General features: G+C 60.9%; 17 protein-coding genes. 10 read left to right on the top strand and 7 right to left on the bottom strand.

The genetic code is table 11. The annotated features are described in order from the left end of the window. Positions 1-45: 45 nt before the first annotated feature. The 7 genes from radA to ACTF58_RS03250 all read left to right on the top strand — a co-directional run bounded on the left by radA (position 46) and on the right by ACTF58_RS03250 (position 7,308). Positions 46-1,410 (top strand): DNA repair protein RadA, encoded by a 1,365-nt coding sequence (radA, locus tag ACTF58_RS03280; protein WP_438990537.1) that lies wholly within the window; start codon positions 46-48, stop codon positions 1,408-1,410. 33 nt (positions 1,411-1,443) lie between these two features. Then, positions 1,444-1,998, top strand: coding sequence for a CvpA family protein (locus ACTF58_RS03275; protein ID WP_438990536.1), 555 nt, complete (start codon positions 1,444-1,446; stop codon positions 1,996-1,998). 58 nt (positions 1,999-2,056) lie between these two features. After that, the gene (gene purF, locus ACTF58_RS03270; RefSeq protein ID WP_438990535.1) at positions 2,057-3,586 is read left to right on the top strand and encodes an amidophosphoribosyltransferase; all 1,530 of its coding nucleotides are present in this window, start codon (positions 2,057-2,059) and stop codon (positions 3,584-3,586) included. A 33-nt stretch (positions 3,587-3,619) separates the two neighbouring features. After that, complete coding sequence (locus tag ACTF58_RS03265) at positions 3,620-4,264, top strand: SDR family NAD(P)-dependent oxidoreductase (protein WP_438990534.1); 645 nt, start codon at positions 3,620-3,622, stop codon at positions 4,262-4,264. A 301-nt stretch (positions 4,265-4,565) separates the two neighbouring features. Next, positions 4,566-5,348 (top strand): 5'/3'-nucleotidase SurE, encoded by a 783-nt coding sequence (gene surE / locus ACTF58_RS03260; RefSeq protein WP_438990533.1) that lies wholly within the window; start codon positions 4,566-4,568, stop codon positions 5,346-5,348. After that, positions 5,345-6,001, top strand: a complete 657-nt coding sequence (locus tag ACTF58_RS03255) for a protein-L-isoaspartate(D-aspartate) O-methyltransferase (RefSeq protein ID WP_438990532.1) — start codon at positions 5,345-5,347, stop codon at positions 5,999-6,001. Before surE ends, ACTF58_RS03255 begins: the two co-directional genes overlap by 4 nt. Positions 6,002-6,075: 74 nt before the next feature. Then, a complete protein-coding gene (locus ACTF58_RS03250; protein WP_438990531.1) occupies positions 6,076-7,308 on the top strand; it encodes a LysM peptidoglycan-binding domain-containing protein in 1,233 nt (410 codons plus the stop codon). A gap of 147 nt (positions 7,309-7,455) precedes the next feature. Here the strand turns inward: ACTF58_RS03250 and ACTF58_RS03245 are convergent, their stop codons facing one another. Genes ACTF58_RS03245 through ACTF58_RS03230 form a run of 4 tightly spaced genes read right to left on the bottom strand, consistent with a single transcriptional unit; the run spans position 7,456 to position 10,162 of the window. Continuing rightward, positions 7,456-8,295, bottom strand: coding sequence for an ATP-binding protein (locus ACTF58_RS03245; RefSeq protein ID WP_438990530.1), 840 nt, complete (start codon positions 8,293-8,295; stop codon positions 7,456-7,458). Then, on the bottom strand, positions 8,292-9,287 hold the full coding sequence (gene tatC, locus ACTF58_RS03240) for a twin-arginine translocase subunit TatC (RefSeq protein ID WP_438990529.1): 996 nt from the start codon (positions 9,285-9,287) through the stop codon (positions 8,292-8,294). Before tatC ends, ACTF58_RS03245 begins: the two co-directional genes overlap by 4 nt. Next, on the bottom strand, positions 9,284-9,940 hold the full coding sequence (gene tatB, locus ACTF58_RS03235; protein ID WP_438990528.1) for a Sec-independent protein translocase protein TatB: 657 nt from the start codon (positions 9,938-9,940) through the stop codon (positions 9,284-9,286). Before tatB ends, tatC begins: the two co-directional genes overlap by 4 nt. Positions 9,941-9,946: 6 nt before the next feature. Further along, positions 9,947-10,162, bottom strand: a complete 216-nt coding sequence (locus tag ACTF58_RS03230; protein WP_438990527.1) for a twin-arginine translocase TatA/TatE family subunit — start codon at positions 10,160-10,162, stop codon at positions 9,947-9,949. A 185-nt stretch (positions 10,163-10,347) separates the two neighbouring features. Between ACTF58_RS03230 and ACTF58_RS03225 the strand changes: the two genes are divergently transcribed. Then, complete coding sequence (locus tag ACTF58_RS03225; RefSeq protein ID WP_438990526.1) at positions 10,348-11,643, top strand: MFS transporter; 1,296 nt, start codon at positions 10,348-10,350, stop codon at positions 11,641-11,643. A gap of 115 nt (positions 11,644-11,758) precedes the next feature. On the opposite strand, the gene ACTF58_RS03220 is transcribed toward ACTF58_RS03225, so the two are convergent. The 3 genes from ACTF58_RS03220 to cysS all read right to left on the bottom strand — a co-directional run bounded on the left by ACTF58_RS03220 (position 11,759) and on the right by cysS (position 15,699). Continuing rightward, a complete protein-coding gene (locus tag ACTF58_RS03220) occupies positions 11,759-12,547 on the bottom strand; it encodes a squalene/phytoene synthase family protein (protein ID WP_438990525.1) in 789 nt (262 codons plus the stop codon). Then, a complete protein-coding gene (gene cimA / locus ACTF58_RS03215) occupies positions 12,544-14,151 on the bottom strand; it encodes a citramalate synthase (protein ID WP_438990524.1) in 1,608 nt (535 codons plus the stop codon). Before cimA ends, ACTF58_RS03220 begins: the two co-directional genes overlap by 4 nt. Before the next feature lie 108 nt (positions 14,152-14,259). Then, entirely contained in the window at positions 14,260-15,699 is a 1,440-nt protein-coding gene (gene cysS / locus ACTF58_RS03210) for a cysteine--tRNA ligase (protein WP_438990523.1), read from the bottom strand. A 259-nt stretch (positions 15,700-15,958) separates the two neighbouring features. On the opposite strand from cysS, the gene ACTF58_RS03205 reads away from it, so the two are divergent. Continuing rightward, positions 15,959-17,134, top strand: a complete 1,176-nt coding sequence (locus tag ACTF58_RS03205) for a pyridoxal phosphate-dependent aminotransferase (protein WP_438990522.1) — start codon at positions 15,959-15,961, stop codon at positions 17,132-17,134. A gap of 9 nt (positions 17,135-17,143) precedes the next feature. Further along, positions 17,144-17,485 (top strand): VOC family protein, encoded by a 342-nt coding sequence (locus tag ACTF58_RS03200; RefSeq protein ID WP_438990521.1) that lies wholly within the window; start codon positions 17,144-17,146, stop codon positions 17,483-17,485. Positions 17,486-17,554 lie beyond the last annotated feature (69 nt).

The following is a 17,554-nucleotide window of genomic DNA, read 5'->3' as shown; positions in this document are numbered from 1 at the left end:
GCGGTCATGGTTGACGGCAGCGCAGCGCTCGGACATACCCGAAAAATGGCAAAGAAACTCCAATACGTCTGCACCGCCTGCGCCGCCTCCAGCCCCAAATGGGCGGGGCAATGCGACGCTTGCGGCGCATGGAATTCGATTGTGGAAGAAAAACCGCTCTCGGAAGGCTCAAGTTCCAAATCCATCGGCTCCAAACGGGGCGGGCAGGTCGCCCTGACCGATCTCTCAACCAATGAAGCCCCCCCGCCCCGCACCATCAGCGGCATGGACGAGCTTGACCGCGTGCTCGGCGGTGGGCTTGTGCCCTCCTCGGCGATCCTTGTCGGCGGCGATCCGGGGATCGGCAAATCCACCGTGCTCTTGCAAGCGGCTGCGCAATTTGCCTCCCAAGGCCTGAAAACCATCTATATTTCAGGCGAAGAGGCCTCCGCCCAAGTGCGGATGCGCGCACAGCGCCTTGGCCTCAAGGATGCCCCCGTGAAGCTTGGCGCCGAAACAAACCTGCGCGATATCCTGACCACGCTTGAGGCTGAAAAGCCCCAACTCGCCATTATTGATTCCATTCAAACCATGTGGGTCGACACTGTCGACAGCGCGCCCGGCTCCGTCTCACAAGTGCGCGCCGCCGCCCACGAGCTGACGAGCTTTGCCAAGCGTAAAGGCGTCTCCGTGATCCTCGTGGGCCATGTCACAAAAGACGGCCAGATTGCTGGCCCCCGTGTGGTCGAGCATATGGTCGATACAGTGCTCTATTTTGAGGGTGAGCGCGGCCACCAGTTCCGCATCCTGCGCGCCGTCAAAAACCGCTTTGGTCCGGCTGACGAAATCGGCGTGTTTGAGATGACAGGGGCTGGCCTGCAAGAGGTCAAAAACCCCTCGGCGCTGTTTCTATCGGAGCGCGGCGAGCCATCGCCCGGCTCGGTTGTTTTCTCAGGGATCGAAGGCACGCGCCCCGTTCTGGTCGAGTTTCAGGCGCTCGTCGCCCCCTCTCCCCATAGCCAGCCGCGCCGCACGGTCGTGGGATGGGACAGCTCCCGCCTCGCCATGATCCTCGCGGTGCTTGAGGCGCGCGTCGGCATTCCCTTTGCGGGGCTGGATGTTTACCTCAATGTCGCAGGCGGTATCAAAGTCACAGAGCCTGCCGCCGACCTTGCCGTCGCCGCCGCGCTGCTCTCGGCCCGCGAAGATGCCGCCCTGCCCAAAGACACCGTCGTGTTTGGCGAAATCAGCCTCTCAGGCGCGCTCAGGTCCGTATCCCAAACAGAAAACCGGTTAAAAGAAGCGCAAAAACTTGGATTTTCCACCGCGATCATGCCAAAGGGGGATAAGGCCCCGGCAACTTCGGGACTCACAGCCAAACGCTATGAGGATCTAACGGCCTTTGTTGGCGATATTTTCGGCGCAGGCTAAGACCCCGCGCAAGACAGAAAGAAGAGAGTGACTATGGAAGGTTTTACAATCATAGACGGCGCGGTCGCCCTGATCATCGTGGTCTCGGCCCTGCTCGCCTATTCGCGCGGCCTTGTGCGCGAGGGTCTCGCCATCGCGGGCTGGGTTCTCTCTGCCTTTCTGGCCTTTCTCTTCGCGCCGCAAGTGCAGCCTCTGGTCAAGGAGGTGCCCGTGGTTGGCAAGCTCATCTCCGACAGTTGCGAACTCTCCATGATCGCAGGCGCGGCCGCGATTTTCACGCTTGTTCTCGTGATTGCCGCACTCTTTACGCCCCTGTTTTCCTCGCTCATCCAGCGCTCGGCCCTTGGCGGGCTGGATCAGGGGCTTGGCTTCCTCTTTGGCGTGGCGCGGGGCATCCTGCTCGTAGCGATTGCGTTTTTTGTCTATGAAACGGTGGTGACAAGTCAGGACATCGCAGCGATTGATGACAGCCGCTCGGCACGGGTCTTTGGCAAAATGACAGGCGCAATCGAGGAGCGCGACCCCGAGCAAGCCTTGGGCTGGATCACCCAGCAATATGAAGAGCTGGTCTCGACCTGCGCCCAATAATACGCCCGAAGTCATCAAACTGTCGTATCCTTGGGTGACATAGCCGCGCGCGCGCCTTATGAAGGGGCAAATCTGTCCTCAGGATTCGGAGCTGCCCGCCGTGCCCAACTCTTCATCGCCGCTGACCTCTGCAAAACCGTTCTTCGCGCATCCCTTTGATGACGATAAACTAAAAGAAGAATGCGGGGTCTTCGGCGTCACCGGCGTGACAGACGCAGCCAACTTCGTCGCTCTGGGCCTTCATGCGCTCCAGCACCGCGGTCAGGAAGCTGGCGGCATCGTCTCCTACCATCCTGATCACGACTTCAACTCCGTGCGCCGCTTTGGCTATGTGCGCGACAATTTTACCAAACAATCCCTGATGGAAACCCTCCCGGGTTCGCTCTCGATCGGCCATGTGCGCTACTCGACGGCTGGCTCCAAAGGCGCTGCCATCCGCGATGTGCAGCCCTTCTTTGGCGAGTTCTCCATGGGCGGCGCGGCCATTGCCCACAATGGCAACATCACAAACGCCGACGCCCTGCGCCGCGAGCTGATCGAACGGGGCAGCATCTTCCAGTCAAGCTCTGACTCCGAGTGCATCATTCACCTGATGGCCCGCAGCTTGCAGCGCAACATCCCCGAGCGGATGGAAGACGCCCTGCGCCGCGTCGAAGGCGCGTTTTCGATTGTCGCCATGACCCGCACCAAGCTGATCGGCGTGCGCGATCCACTTGGCGTGCGCCCGCTCGTGCTCGGCCAGATCGGCGACGGCTGGGTGCTCAGCTCTGAAACCTGCGCGCTCGATATCATCGGCGCCACCTATGTGCGCGAGATAGAACCAGGCGAAATGGTCGTCATCACAGGCGATAAAGTCGAAAGCAGCTTCCCCTTCCGCCGCCAGAAGCCACGCTTCTGCATCTTTGAGCACGTCTATTTTTCTCGCCCCGACAGCATCATCGGCGGCCGCTCGGTCTATGAAACCCGCCGCCAGATCGGTGTTGAGCTGGCCCGCGAAGCCCCCGTGGAGGCTGATCTTGTCTGCCCCGTGCCGGATTCTGGCACACCAGCGGCCATCGGCTTTTCCCAAGAAAGCGGCATTCCCTACGCCATGGGCATCATCCGCAACCAATACATGGGCCGCACCTTTATCGAGCCGACCGAAAGCATCCGCAACATGGGCGTGCGCCTGAAGCTCAACGTCAACCGCGCTCTCATAGAGGGCAAGCGCGTCATTCTTGTGGATGACTCGGTGGTGCGCGGCACCACCAGCCGCAAAATCAAGGAGATGATCCTCGATGCCGGTGCCGCCGAAGTCCACTTTCGGATCGCCTCTCCGCCTACCGCTTGGCCCTGCTTTTATGGTGTCGACACCCCACAGCGCGAAAAGCTCCTCGCCGCGACCATGTCCGAAGAGGAAATGCGCGAGCACCTCGCCGTAAATAGCCTCAAATTCATCTCTCTTGACGGCCTCTACCGCGCCGTTGGCGAAGCCGAAGGTCGTAAAAAGAGCTGCCCGCAATATTGCGATGCCTGCTTCTCGGGCGAGTATCCCGTCGTGCCCACAGACATGGTCTCAAAAGGCTTCGAGATGAAAGCCGCCGAATAAAACTGCCTTAAGATCGCTACGAAAGCTACGGATATGACAGACAAAATCGCCCTCATCACCGGCGCGTCACGCGGCCTTGGCGCCGCCTTCGCCGAAGCCCTCTGCGTGACCCATCATATCGTCGCGGTCGGGCGCACCACAGGCGCTCTGGAAGAGCTGGACGACCGAATCAAAGCCAAGGGCGGCGAAGCCACACTCGCGCCGATGGATATCACCAACACCGATGCGATGGGCCAGCTCTGCCGCTCGATCTATGACCGCTGGGGCACGGTCGACATCTGGGCCCATACGGCGGCGCATACGGCTCCGCTCTCCCCCGCCGATCACATGGATATGAAAGGCTGGGAACGATCAGTCGCGATCAATCTCACAGCCACAGGCCTCCTGATCGGCTACGTCTCGCCCCTACTCACACCGACAAGTCAGGCGCTCTTCTTTGAAGACACGCATGGCGGCGAGAAATTCTTTGGCGCCTATGGCACAACCAAAACAGCCCAGATCGCCCTCGCGCGCAGCTGGCAGGCTGAAACCGTCAAAACAGGCCCCAAAGTCCACATCCTGAAGCCCAAGCCCTTGGCCACAGCCCTGCGTGCACGCTTCTTCCCGGGCGAAGACCGCGCGCCGCTCGCGCCCCCTGCCGCCGAAGCCAAACGCCTGCTCGCCACCCTTCAAAGCTAACACGCGCCCACGCCTCCCGCCGCGCACCTTCCCAACTTCCTCTTTCCAGAAATATCCCAGGGGGTGCGGGGGACTGGTCCCCCGCCTGTAACGCGGTGCGGGGGACTGGTCCCCCGCCTATAGCGAGGTGCGGGGGGCTGCCCCGCCGCACGCGCCCTCGGCGCAAAGCGTCGGGTGAGTGCCCTCACCACTGTCGCATAAACGACTCTATTACGCCCCCGTCTGCGCCCCCGTCCAAAGCCGTGCCTTGCCCTGTCGCCCCCCCTCCTTTATTCACATAAAAAACAGCACAGGCGGCCAAATGCGTATCCTTCTCACCAATGACGACGGCATCAATGCTCCGGGCCTCAAATCGCTCGAAAAAATCGCATGGGACCTCGCGGGCCCAAAGGGCGAGGTCTGGGTTGTCGCGCCTGCGTTTGAACAGTCGGGCGTCGGCCATTGCATCAGCTATACCCATCCGATGATGGTGCAAAAAATGGGCAAGCAGCGCTTTGCCGCCGAAGGCTCGCCCGCCGATTGTGTTCTGGCGGGGCTGCATGACATCCTGCCCGAGCGGCCCGATCTTGTCCTTTCAGGCGTCAACCGTGGCAACAACTCCGCTGAAAACGCGCTCTATTCAGGCACGCTGGGCGGCGCCATGGAAGCGGCCCTGCAAGGCCTGCCCGCCGTGGCGCTCTCGCAATATCTTGGCCCGGACAACTACGAGATCGACAATCCCTTTGAGGCCGCCGAGGTCCATGGCGCCGCACTTTTGCGCAAGCTCCTTGCCGCACAGCCCGAAGAGCAACAGGACTACCGCCTGTTTTACAACGTCAATTTCCCCCCCGTTCCCGCCGCTGGCGTCAAAGGCAGCCGCGTCGCCGTTCAAGGCTTCCGCCAAGGCGTCACCTTCGGGGTCGAGCCACATCTGTCGCCCTCGGGCCGCCGCTTCCTCTGGATCAAAGGCCATGACCAACGCGTGCCCGTCACGCCCGGCTCGGATGCGGATGTCAATCTTGAGGGCTATATCTCCGTCACCCCGATGCGCGCCGATCTGACGGCGCATGATATGCTGACCCAATTCGCGAACCTCAACACATGACAGAGCCTGCCGCAAACCTCCAAGAGCAGAAAATGCAGTTCATCTATGCGCTGCGCTCCAAAGGCGTGATTGATCAACGCGTGCTCGCGGCCATGGAACGGATGGATCGCGGCCACTTCGTGCGCGGCACCTTTGAAGAGCGCGCCTATGAGGATACCCCCTTGCCCATCGCCTGCGGCCAGACCATTTCCCAACCCTCGGTTGTGGGGCTGATGACACAAGCGCTGGAGGTCGGTCCGCGCGACAAGGTGCTCGAGGTCGGCACCGGCTCAGGCTATCAAGCCGCAATCCTGAGCTTGCTGGCGCGCCGCGTCTATACAATCGAGCGCCACAGACGCCTTGTGCGCGAAACCCAGGCGCTGTTCCAGCGCCTTGATCTGACCAATGTCACCGCCATGGCGGGCGACGGCAGCTTCGGGCTGCCCGATCAGGCCCCCTTTGATCGCATCATCGTGACCGCCGCTGCCGAAGATCCCCCCGGCCCGCTCTTGGCCCAGCTCAAAATCGGCGGTATCATGATTGTGCCCGTCGGGCAGTCTGATGCGGTGCAAAGCCTGATCAAGGTGAGCCGCAATGACGACGGGTTTGACTATGAAGAACTGCGCCCCGTGCGCTTTGTGCCCCTGCTGGAGGGGCTTGGAAAAGAAGCCTGAGGTCGACGCTTGAGGGCAAGACCGTGCAAGTAACAAAAGCTCTGGACACAAAGAGCAGGTGTGAGGATATCGAGATGACCAAAGGGTTAGGACTGAAACTACTGGCCGCAAGCACGGCTCTTGCCCTGTTGGCAGGATGTGATCGCCCGCTCGATTTTGACCTGCGCGGCAAGCTCGGCTCGGCCGCAGACACATCAGACGCCGCGCGCAATGCCACCGCCGCGCGCCCGAGCCCTGACAACCGAGGGATTATCTCCTACCCCAACTACCAAGTCGCCGTGGCCGAACGCGGCGATACGCTGGCCTCTCTGGCCGCGCGGATCGGTGCAGACCCGGCCGAACTGGCCCGCTACAATGGCATTCAAACAGGCGACAGCCTGCGCGTCGGCGAAATCATCGCGCTGCCAAATCGCGTCTCAGAGCCCTCGCCTGCGACGGGTGCGGCTGCCACTGGCCCGATCCAGCCCCCCGAAGTCGACATCACAGAGCTGGCCGAAGGCGCCATCGCGCGCGCACAGCCTGCCCCAGCGACACAGCCCGCAACACAGCCCGCCACCGCAACGCCGCCTGCCGCCGAAGCCGTCACGGCACAGCGCGGCATCGAGCCGATCCGCCACAAAGTCGTGCGCGGCGAAACCGCCTATACCGTGGCGCGGCTCTATAACACCTCGGTGCGCGCGCTGGCGGAGTGGAACGGTCTGGACAGCAGCTTTTCCATCCGCGAGGGTCAGTTCCTCCTGATCCCGACACCGCTCGCCGAAGCCCCCGCGGCGCTCAAAGCCGCAGCAGCCCAAACCGAGGAGGTTCCTAAGCCGGGCGCCGGCTCGCCAACGCCTGTGCCGCCTAGCGCTGTCACGCCTTTGCCAAAAGACGAGAGCCGCAGCGCCAGCGCCAGCGCCGCCGCCGAGCCCGCCGCAACGCCCGACCTTGGCAAAACCCAAACCGCAGCCGCCAGCCAAGGCAAATTTGCCTACCCCGTGCGCGGCAAGATCATCCGTGACTACGCCAAAGGCAAAAACGAAGGCATCGATATTGCGGCCCCCTCAGGCACCCCGATCGGAGCCGCCGAGGCGGGCACCGTTGCCGCCATCACATCCGACGCCGATCAGGTGCCGATCATTGTGGTCAAACACCCCGACAACCTGCTCACGGTCTATGCCAATGTGGGCAATATCGCTGTGAAAAAAGGCGATAGCGTCAGCCGCGGCCAGAAGCTTGCCACCGTGCGCGCAGGCGAGTCAGCCTATCTGCACTTTGAGGTGCGCAAAGGCTTTGAAAGCGTCGATCCGCTGCCCTATTTGCAGTGATTTCAAATTTTGCTTCGCAAAATCCGACCCCGCGAGGGGGCCAGCCCCCTCGCACTCCCCCGACGCACTTTGCAAGGCAAACCCGTAGACCGATAGCGTGCAAAGGCTGGGCTGGCACGCTTGGATATTTAAGGCAAAAAGAAAGGGTTAGCTGAGGCGGACGCCCTTACGACCCGCGAGATCGGTGACATATTGCCAAGCGACACGGCCCGAGCGGGCGCCACGGGTCGCTTGCCACTCAATCGCTTCGGCGCGCATCTCATCCTCATGAAAAGCGATTGCGAAATGCGCGCAATAGCCCCGGATCATCGCGAGATAGTCGTCTTGTGTGCAGGGGTGAAAGCCGAGCCAGAGGCCGAAGCGGTCGCTGAGGGAGACTTTTTCCTCGACCGCCTCGCCCGGATTGATCGCGCTTGAGCGTTCGTTTTCGATCATATCGCGTGGCATCAGGTGACGGCGGTTTGAGGTTGCGTAAAAGATCACGTTTTCGGGCCGCCCCTCGATCCCGCCGTCCAGAACCGCTTTGAGCGACTTGTAGTGCTCATCATCATGGCTGAACGACAGATCGTCGCAAAACAGCACAAACCGCGTCGCAGCGCCGCGCAGCTGCGCCAGAAGCCGCGTCACGCTGGGCAGGTCTTCGCGCTGCAGCTCGACAATCTTGAGCGGCAGCCCTTCTGTCAGGATCTGGGCATGGATCGCCTTGACGAGCGAGCTTTTGCCCATCCCCCGCGCACCCCAGAGGAGCGCGTTATTGGCGGGCAGCCCCTTGGCAAACTGGCGGGTGTTCTCCAGCAGGGTATTGCGCGAGCGCTCCACGCCGATCAGCAGCGACAGATCAACACGGCTGACCTCAGGCACGGGCTGAAGCCGATCCGGTTCCACCTGCCAGACAAAGGCGTCAGCGCTCGCAAAGTCAGGCGCGGCAGCAGACGGCGGGCTGATCCGCTCAAGCGCAGCGGCAATGCGGGCCAGCTCCTCACTCACGAGCTTTTGTCCACCATGCCGTCATCGTCTTCTTCTGAGGCTTTTTCTGCGGCCTCTTCTGCGGCCAGATCTTCGTCAAATTCGCGCATCAAGGGATCGTCAAACTCTTCTTCGTCGTCAAAATAGCCCTCTTCGCGCAGCTTGTCGTCGCGCTTTTTCTCAACACGGCCCACCAGCAGGATCGAGACTTCATAAAGGCCATAGACCACGGTGAACAGAATGAGCTGGGTCACCACATCAGGCGGGGTCACCAGCGCGGCCAAGAGCAAAATCCCCACCATCGCATATTTGCGCACCGCGCCAAGGCCCGCGGCGCTCACAAGCCCCGCCTTGCCCATCAGGGTCAAAAGCACAGGCAACTGGAAGCACATCCCGAAGGCAATGATGAATTTCAGAGTGATATCAAGGCTCTCGTTGACCTTCCCGAAAAAGGTGATTTTTACGCCCTCGCTCGTCTCGGGCACAACAGCGGCGGCGACGGGCAGGCTATCGACGGTGCGCGCCATCAGGTTGGCAAAGATCGAGCTGACGTCGGCAAAGCCAAGGAAAAACTGCATCGCCAGCGGCGTCACAACAAACTGTGCAAAGGACGCGCCGAGCAGGAACATGAGCGGCGAGGCTATGATAAAGGGCAAAAATGCCCCCTGCTCGTTCTTGTAAAGACCAGGCGCCACAAAGCGCCACATCTGAAAGGCAATCACTGGAAAGGCGAGCGCAAAACCAAACACCATAGAGATGCGAAACAGCGTGAAAAGATATTCTTGCGGCGAGGTATACTGAAGCGTTGGCGAGGGGTCGCCCAAATTGCGCAGAGTCTCCTCAATCGGGGCCAGAAGGAACTGAAGGATCGGCTCGGCAACGGTAAAGGCCAGAACAATCCCGACAATAAACGCCAGAACAGAGCGGATCAGCCGCGTGCGCAGCTCGGCCAGATGCTCGATCAGCGGCGCGCTGGAGGCGTCCATATCGTCGGGCGTGTCGGACTGGCTCATGCTTTATCTCCAGCAGGCTTCGCTTTGGCTTTGGTCTTGGGAGCGGGCTTTTTCGCGGCAGGTTTTGTGGCAGGTTTAGACGCCGTTTTCGCGGCAGGTTTGGCAGCCTGTTTGGCCGCTGGTTTCGCAACCGCCTTGGGCGCCGCTTTCGCGGCAGGCTTTTTCGCTGCCGTCTTGGCGGCGGGCTTTTTCGTCGTCGCGGCCTTTTTGGCGGCGGCTTTCTGTGCGGGTGCGGCTTTGGCGTTCTTGGAAGCCTCGCGCGCCGCATGGGCCTCGCGCACTTGCTTGGCGGTCTCGGCGGCCGAGGCGTTGGCCTCTTCCACCATGCGGTCCCGCTCGGCCTGACGCTTGGCGGCAAGCTTGCCTGTCTCGCTCTCAGGGTCCCATTTGGCGGCGTCTTTCACCGCGTCCTTGATCCCGTCGAGGCCCATTTTCGAGGGGTTGGCAATATCGCGCAGGCTTTTGGCCGTGTCACGCATCCCGCTTTCGTCGGCGGCATTGTTCATCGCGGTGGAAAACTCACGCGCCATGCCCTTCATTTTGCCGACAAATTCCCCCGCCCTGCGAAACAGCACAGGCAGGTCCTTGGGGCCAACGACGATCAGCGCGACGATGCCAACGACCAGAAGCTCGGTCCAGCCAAGATCAAACATAAAGCCTTACGCCTTGTCTTTGTCTTCGGCAGGCGTGACGTCCTTGGCCTCATCCGCCATCTGGCTTTCAAGCTCTTCGGTGCCGTCCTTGACGCCTTTTTTGAAGGCGGTGATGCCTTTGCCAACTTCGCCCATAAGCGACGAAATCTTGCCGCGGCCAAACAGCACGAGCACCACAACAGCGATGAGAAGAAGGCCGGGCAGGCCGATATTGTTGAGCATGTCTTTCTCCCTTGGTCGGCGCGCGCTTGGGCGCTGTGCCGTAACTTTGCCCACCTTATCTAAGCCCTATGCAGCAAAGTGAAAAGACGCAATAGCGCCGCGGCGGCTGAAAAATGCCTGCGTTAGCGCTGACAGCCGCCGCCATGGCGCTTGCGAGGCCCTCCAAAAGGGGCTAGCCAGTCTCCATGACACAAACAGCTTCACCCGTTAACAACCAAGAGAGCCACACCCGCGCCAAGCGCAATGTCTGGATTTTGGTTTTTGCCCAAGCGCTTCTCGGCTCGCAAATGCCGATGATTTTCACAGTCGGCGGCCTCGCAGGCCAAATGCTCACGACCAACCTCTGTTTTGCCACCCTGCCGATCTCGATGATCGTGCTGGGCTCCATGCTCGCGGCAACGCCTCTGAGCGGGTTCATGCAGGCCTACGGGCGGCGCGCAGGCTTTATGCTCGGGGCTTTCGCAGGCGCGCTCGGCGCAGCGATCGCCGCCTTTGGTCTTTATCATGCCTCCTTCGGGCTGTATCTGCTCGGCAGCTTCATCACGGGCATTTATATGTCTGCGCAAGGGTTTTACCGCTTTGCCGCCGCCGATACCGCCTCTGATGCCTATCGCCCCAAAGCGATCTCTTATGTGATGGCCGGCGGGCTGCTTGCGGCCATTATCGGCCCGCAGCTTGGCAATTATTCCTCCCTCGCCTTCGGGGCCGTGCCCTTTGTCGGAACCTACCTTGCCGTGATGGCCGTCAATATCCTTGGCTCGATTCTGTTTCTGTTTCTGGACATCCCCAAACCGGCCGTGCCAGCCCATGATGCGCCGCGCGGGCGCTCGCGGGTTGACTTGCTCAAAACCCCTGTGGTGGCTGTGGCAATCATCTCGGCCATGGTCTCCTATGCGCTCATGAACCTTGTCATGACCTCGACCCCTCTGGCCGTTGTCGGATGTGGCGTCGGCGGCGAAACCGATATCCCCGCTTGGATCGAAGGGGTGGTGCCCGCAGGGTCACTGCGCGATCAGTTCCAGTTTATCGCAGGCTATGTTGTCACCGCGCACGTTCTGGCGATGTATGTGCCGAGCTTCTTCACGGGTCACCTGATTGCCCGCTTCGGGGCGGAAAAGATCGTCGCACTCGGGCTGTTTATTCTGGCAGCCGCGGGCGCTGTGGCGCTCATGGGCGTTGATCTGGAGCACTTCTTTGTGGCGCTCATCCTCTTGGGGGTCGGCTGGAACTTCGGCTTTATCGGCGCAACCACAATGCTGGCGGGCAGCCACGCCCCCCACGAGCGCGGCCGCGTGCAGGGTATGAACGACCTGATCGTCTTTGGCGGGGTCTTTGTGGCGTCATTGGCCTCGGGCGGGCTGATGAACTGCTCGGGCACATCGGCTCAGGCGGGCTGGGTCTCGGTCAATCTGGCGATGGCGCCGTTTCTGATGCTTGCAGGCGGCGCGCTGATCTGGCTGGTGTTGCGGCCCAAAGATTAGGCCTCGAATTTTCGCTTCGCGAAAATCCGACCAACTGGGGGCTTTGCCCCCAGACACAGTTGCAAGTGGGGGCTTTGCCCCCACACCCCCAGGATATTTTCAGAAAGAAAAAGACCTACCAGCGGTGGGTGAGAGCAAGCCGTGCGAGGCGGAGCTGGGCGCGGAACGGGGCCAGCTCAAGTGTTCCGTTCAGCACACGCTCTGGCTCGGTGCAGGCGAGTTTGAGCAGAGGCTCTGACTGCCAGCCCGCCAGAAGGGCGCGGCGCGCCAGCTTGGGGAGGGGCTGGTTGCGGGCTGTTTTGAGTTTTGCGAGCGCTTCAGAGGCGAGACGGATAATGGCGCCCTCCGAGACCTCAGGCAAAGGGTGGCGGTTTTGTGCGATCAGGGCGGGCACAGCTGTCAGCCACCCCGCCAGCGCCACCGCTTTGAGGCCCTCATCAAGCTTTGGCGTTGTTGTGGCGCCCGCCAGCCCGAGCGCTGCGCGCATCAAGGCGCCTGTGGTCGCGTGCAAATGCGCCCAAAGGGCGGCCTCATCGGCAAAAGCATCCGGATAGATATCCCACCGTCGCGCCTCAACCAGGCTTTGCAAGCCAAGCGCTTGATCAGGTGTGAGAAGTTCGGCGAGCGGCGTCACAACCTCGTGGCGGCGCACAGCCCCGCCTGCGGCGATCTCGCCCAAGGCGTCATGCCACCATTGCAAGCGCATCTCCGCGATCATCGCCTCTTTCGTCACCCAAGGCGCGCGCGCCACTTCGACATTGAAGGCATAGAGCACCAAAAGCTTTTCGCGCAAGCCAAGCGGCGCGGCCATGGCGGCGCGAAAGCGTGCGGGGTCGCCCTTGTGAACGATATCCGCACAGGCAGAAATACTGGCGGCGATATGATCTGTCTCTTGCGTGCTCATGTGCTTTGCAACAACTTCCAATTCACCGCGTCCAGCAGCGCTTCAAAACTGGCATCCACAATATTGGCCGAAACGCCAACCGTGCTCCAGCGCCGCCCCTGCCCGTCTTCACTGTCAATGATGACACGGGTCACGGCCTCTGTGCCGCCTTGGGTGATGCGCACCTTGAAGTCGACCAGCCGCATATCGGCAATCACCTCGCCATAGCGGCCCAAGTCTTTGGCCAGTGCCTTGGCGAGCGCATTCACAGGCCCGCGATCAGAGCCTGTCTCATCCATGCTTTCGCTCACCGAGAGGCGCTTTTCGCCGTCAACCTTGAGCACCACAACCGCTTCAGACAGCGAAACCGTCTGGTTGTATTTGTTCTTGCGCCGCTCGACGCTGACCCGGTAGCGCTTCACTTCAAAGAAGTCGGGCATCTGCCCGAGCGCACGCAGCGCCAGAAGCTCAAAACTCGCCTGAGCGCTATCGTAAGTATAGCCCTCGGCCTCGCGGGCCTTGATCTGATCAAGGATCAGCCCCAGCGCCGGATCGTCTTTTTTCACTTTGAGGCCAGCGTCTTCTAGGCGCTTCCTCAAGTTACTTTGGCCTGCCTGATTGGACATCGGAATGATGCGCGCATTGCCCACACTCTCGGGCGCAATGTGCTCATAGGTGCTTGGGTCTTTCAGAATGGCGCTGGCGTGCAGCCCCGCCTTATGGGCAAAAGCGCTTGCCCCCACATAGGCCGCCTGACGCATCGGCACGCGGTTGAGAATATCATCGAGCGTGCGGCTGATACGGCTCAGCCCTGACAGTGCCGCGTGGCTCACGCCCGTCTCATAGGCGCTGGCGTAGGGCTCTTTCAAAAGCAGCGTTGGAATGAGCGTCGTCAGGTTCGCATTGCCACAGCGCTCTCCAAGGCCATTGAGCGTCCCCTGCACCTGCCGCGCGCCCGCGTCAATCGCAGCCAAAGAGCAGGCCACGGCGTTTTCCGTGTCGTTGTGGGTGTGAATGCCGATCTTGTCGCCCGCGACCCCCGCTTGGATCACCGCGCGGGTGATCTGATAGACCTCATGGGGCAGCGTCCCGCCATTGGTGTCACACAGCACCCCCCAGCGCGCGCCCGCGTCAATTGCAGCCTTCAGGCAGGTAAGCGCATAGGCAGGGTTGGCCTTATAGCCGTCAAAGAAATGTTCGGCATCAAACAGCGCCTCACGGCCCTCGGCCACGACATAAGCAATAGAGGCGCGGATGTTCTCGACATTCTCCTCAAGGCTGATGCCGAGCGCCGTTTTGACATGAAAGTCATGGGTCTTGCCAACAAGGCAGACATGGTCTGTGCCCGCGTTCATCACCTCGGCGAGCACATCGTCGTTTTCCGCCGAGCGCCCTGCCCGCTTGGTCATGCCAAAGGCGGTAAAGCGCGCCCGCGTCTTGGGCGCTTCGTTGAAAAAGTCGCTGTCTGTCGGATTTGCGCCCGGCCAGCCGCCTTCGATATAATCGACCCCCAGCTCATCCAGCATCGCAGCTATGCGGTGCTTCTCAGGCGTGGAAAATTGCACGCCTTGGGTCTGCTGGCCGTCACGCAGCGTTGTGTCGTAGATGTAAAGACGCTCAGTCATGAGGTGCTCCTCGTCCGTGCTCTTGGCACGGACAGCCCCCGACCGCCCCCATGGGCGGGGGCTTCACCCCCACCCGCGGTCGGGGGCTGCCCTTTGTGGTGAAAAGCATCATAGCAGCCCCTCCAGCTTTGCGGCGTCAAAGCTTTCGCCTCTCAATACATCAACTCCAGCTTTGCTCATTCTGACTTCCAAGCCAGCCTCGATATACGCCGCTTTGAGCCTATCGACTTCACTGAAGTCCTTCGTTTTCATCGCTTCGTCTCGTGCAACTGCCAAATTGTCCGAAAGTGTCTGAAGCTCTGGAAACTGGGCTTTTACCACAATGTCTGAGAAGGTTTTCGAAGCACCAAGATTAACTCGCTCCCCTAACCCCAACAAAACCAATGAGGCCTTGAAGTTGGCTAAGTCACTATCCGTTTCGGCGCTTTTGAATAATTCATGCAAGCGTGCAATCGCCAGCGGTGTATTCAAATCATCGGAAATAGCGTCTATCACGCCTTGATCTGCGGCCCCATCTCCCAGACGTTTGTTAATCAGTCCATCGCTAGTAAGCGCAAGCGTCCACTTCCTCAGCGTCTTCTCCGCTTCCTCCCGCTTCTTCTCCGTCCAGTCCATCGGCTTACGATAATGCGTAGAGAGAAACACAAACCTGATCACTTCCCCCGGAACACCCTGCGCAAGCAAGTCGCGCACCGTGAAGAAGTTGCCCAAGCTCTTGGACATCTTCTTGCCCTCGACCTGCAACATCTCGTTGTGCATCCAAAAGCGCGCCATCTCGCTGGTTCCGTTGGCACAGCAGCTCTGGGCGATCTCGTCCTCATGGTGGGGAAACTGCAAATCAAGCCCACCACCATGAATATCAAAAGTCTCGCCAAGCAGAGCCTTCGCCATCGCCGAGCATTCAATATGCCAGCCAGGCCGTCCACGGCCCCAAGGGCTGTCCCACCCCGGCTGGTCCGCGCTTGAGGGCTTCCAAAGGACAAAATCCATCGGGTCTTCCTTATAGGGCGCAACTTCCACACGCGCCCCCGCGATCATATCGTCCACATCCCGCCCCGAGAGCGCGCCATACGCCTCATAAGAGCGCACCCGAAACAGCGCATGGCCCTCCGCCGCATAGGCATGGCCCTTCTCGATCAGCGTCTCGATCATCGCGATCATCTCGCCAATATAGCCCGTCGCGCGCGGCATATGATCAGGCTCAAGCGCGCCCACGGCGGCCATGTCCTCCAGATACCAAGCAATCGTCTCTTCGGTGATCTCGCCAATCGTGCGGCCCGTCTCGGCGGCCTTGGCGTTGATCTTGTCGTCAACGTCGGTGAAATTGCGCACATAAGTCACCTGCTCTTGCCCGTAAACATGGCGCAGCAGGCGATAGAGCGTATCAAACACAATCACAGGGCGCGCATTGCCGATATGGGCACGGTCATAAACCGTTGGCCCACAGACATACATCCGCACATCATCCGCTTTGAACGGGGTAAAGACCTCCTTCTTGCGGGTCTTGGTGTTGTATAGCTTGATCCCGGTCGTCTGGTTCGGTGTCATAGTCGGCCCTCATGCGCGCAACTGCGCTCTTCTGGCGGGCTTAACAACTTACACAATGAGATGGAATAAGAAGAACGGCCCGCCTGATCTCTCAGCAGGTGATGATGCAACAAATACTGCAAATCTCTCTTCTCATAAATCGAGCGATAGCCGATCCGCGCCCCCCTGCCAAGAAAAACCGCCCCCCGAGTTGACATTGAGCCGCAAAGCTTGGCCCATGGGCCAACTTGAGACTCACCCTAACAGCTGCGAGGCCCCTATGCGCTTGTCCAACACCATCACAACCATCACAGGCGGCGGCTCCGACGGCTGGGATCTGTTCGTGAAAGCGCGCAAGATGATCGCCGAGGGCCATCACATCACCGAGCTGACCATCGGCGAGCACGATATCAAAACCGACACCCGCATCCTTGAGGCCATGCACGCCGCCGCCCTCGGCGGCGCCACAGGCTATGCCATGGTCCCCGGCATCGAGGATTTGCGCCAAGCGGTCGCGACCCGCCTCACCACGCGCACGGGGGTGATCACCACACCTGACAATGTGCTGATCACAGCGGGCGGCCAAGCCGCGCTCTTTGCGGCCTTCCGCGCCGCGCTCGACGCAGGCGACACAGCCCTCTACATAAACCCCTATTACGCAACCTACCCCGGCACGATCCGCTCTGTCGGCGGCGTGCCACTGGCGGTCACAGCCGAGGCCGACAACGGTTTTCTGCCCACATTCGAGGCCCTTGATGTTGCGGCCGCAGGCTCGGGCGCAAAAGCCCTGCTGATCAACTCGCCCAACAACCCTACAGGCGCAGTCTATGACCGCGAAACGCTTGAGGCCATCGCCGCCGTGGCCATCAAACACGACCTCATCGTGATTTCCGATGAAGTCTATGACACACAGGTCTGGGAGGGCGAGCATATCTCGATCCGCGCCCTTGAGGGCATGGCAGAGCGCACATTGGTGGTCGGCTCCATGTCCAAAAGCCACGCCATGACAGGCTCGCGCGTCGGCTGGCTCGTCGGACCAGAGGCGGCCATGGGCCATGTGCTCAACCTTCTGACAAACACAAACTACGGCGTCGCAGGCTTCACCCAGCGCGCCGCCCTCTTCGCGCTGGGCCTTGGCGAGGACTTTGAGGCCGAGATCGGCGCCCCCTTCCAGCGCCGCCGCGCCCTCGCCCAAAAAGCGCTGGAGGGCCAGAACGCCATCCGCCTCTCAAAGCCCTCGGGGGCGATGTATCTCATGCTCGATATCCGCGCGACGGGCCTCTCGGGCGATGACTTCGCCGACAAGCTCCTGATGGAACGCGCCATTGCCGTGATGCCGGGCGAAAGCTTCGGCAGCGCCGCCGCAGGTCATGTGCGCATCGCCATGACCATTCCCGACGCGCCTTTTGAAGCCGCCATCAAAGAAATCGCGGCTTTTGGCGCCGCCCTCGCCTAAGCTCAGGCCATGAGCGCGCCGCACCCCCTCAAGATCGACTATGTCGAATTTGCCTCGCCCCGACTGGAAGCGACAGAAAGCTTCTTTGCCGAGGCTTTCGGCTGGAGCTTTGTGCCCTATGGCCCCGACTACCGCGATATTCAAAACGCAGGCACAGGCGGCGGCCTTGAGCGCGCCGCCCTGCGCGCCCCCCTGATTGTCCTCAAAACAGAGGATCTGGAAGCCGCGCTCGATAGAATACGCGCCGCAGGGGCCGAGATCACGGCCGAGATCTATGCCTTCCCGGGCGGGCGACGCTTTGAGTTCAAAGAACCGGGCGGAACGGCAATGGCCGTCTGGAGCGCCACATAACCCAGCCCTCAATCGTGCGCCGCACAGGTCTGCACAGATCAGACCTGGCCAGACCTGGCCCAAAAACGA

The organism is Lentibacter sp., from assembly GCF_965657785.1.
Classification (GTDB): Bacteria; Pseudomonadota; Alphaproteobacteria; order Rhodobacterales; family Rhodobacteraceae; genus Lentibacter.
Note: the sequence above shows the minus strand (reverse complement) of the source record. Positions and strands in the feature narration are given on the sequence as shown.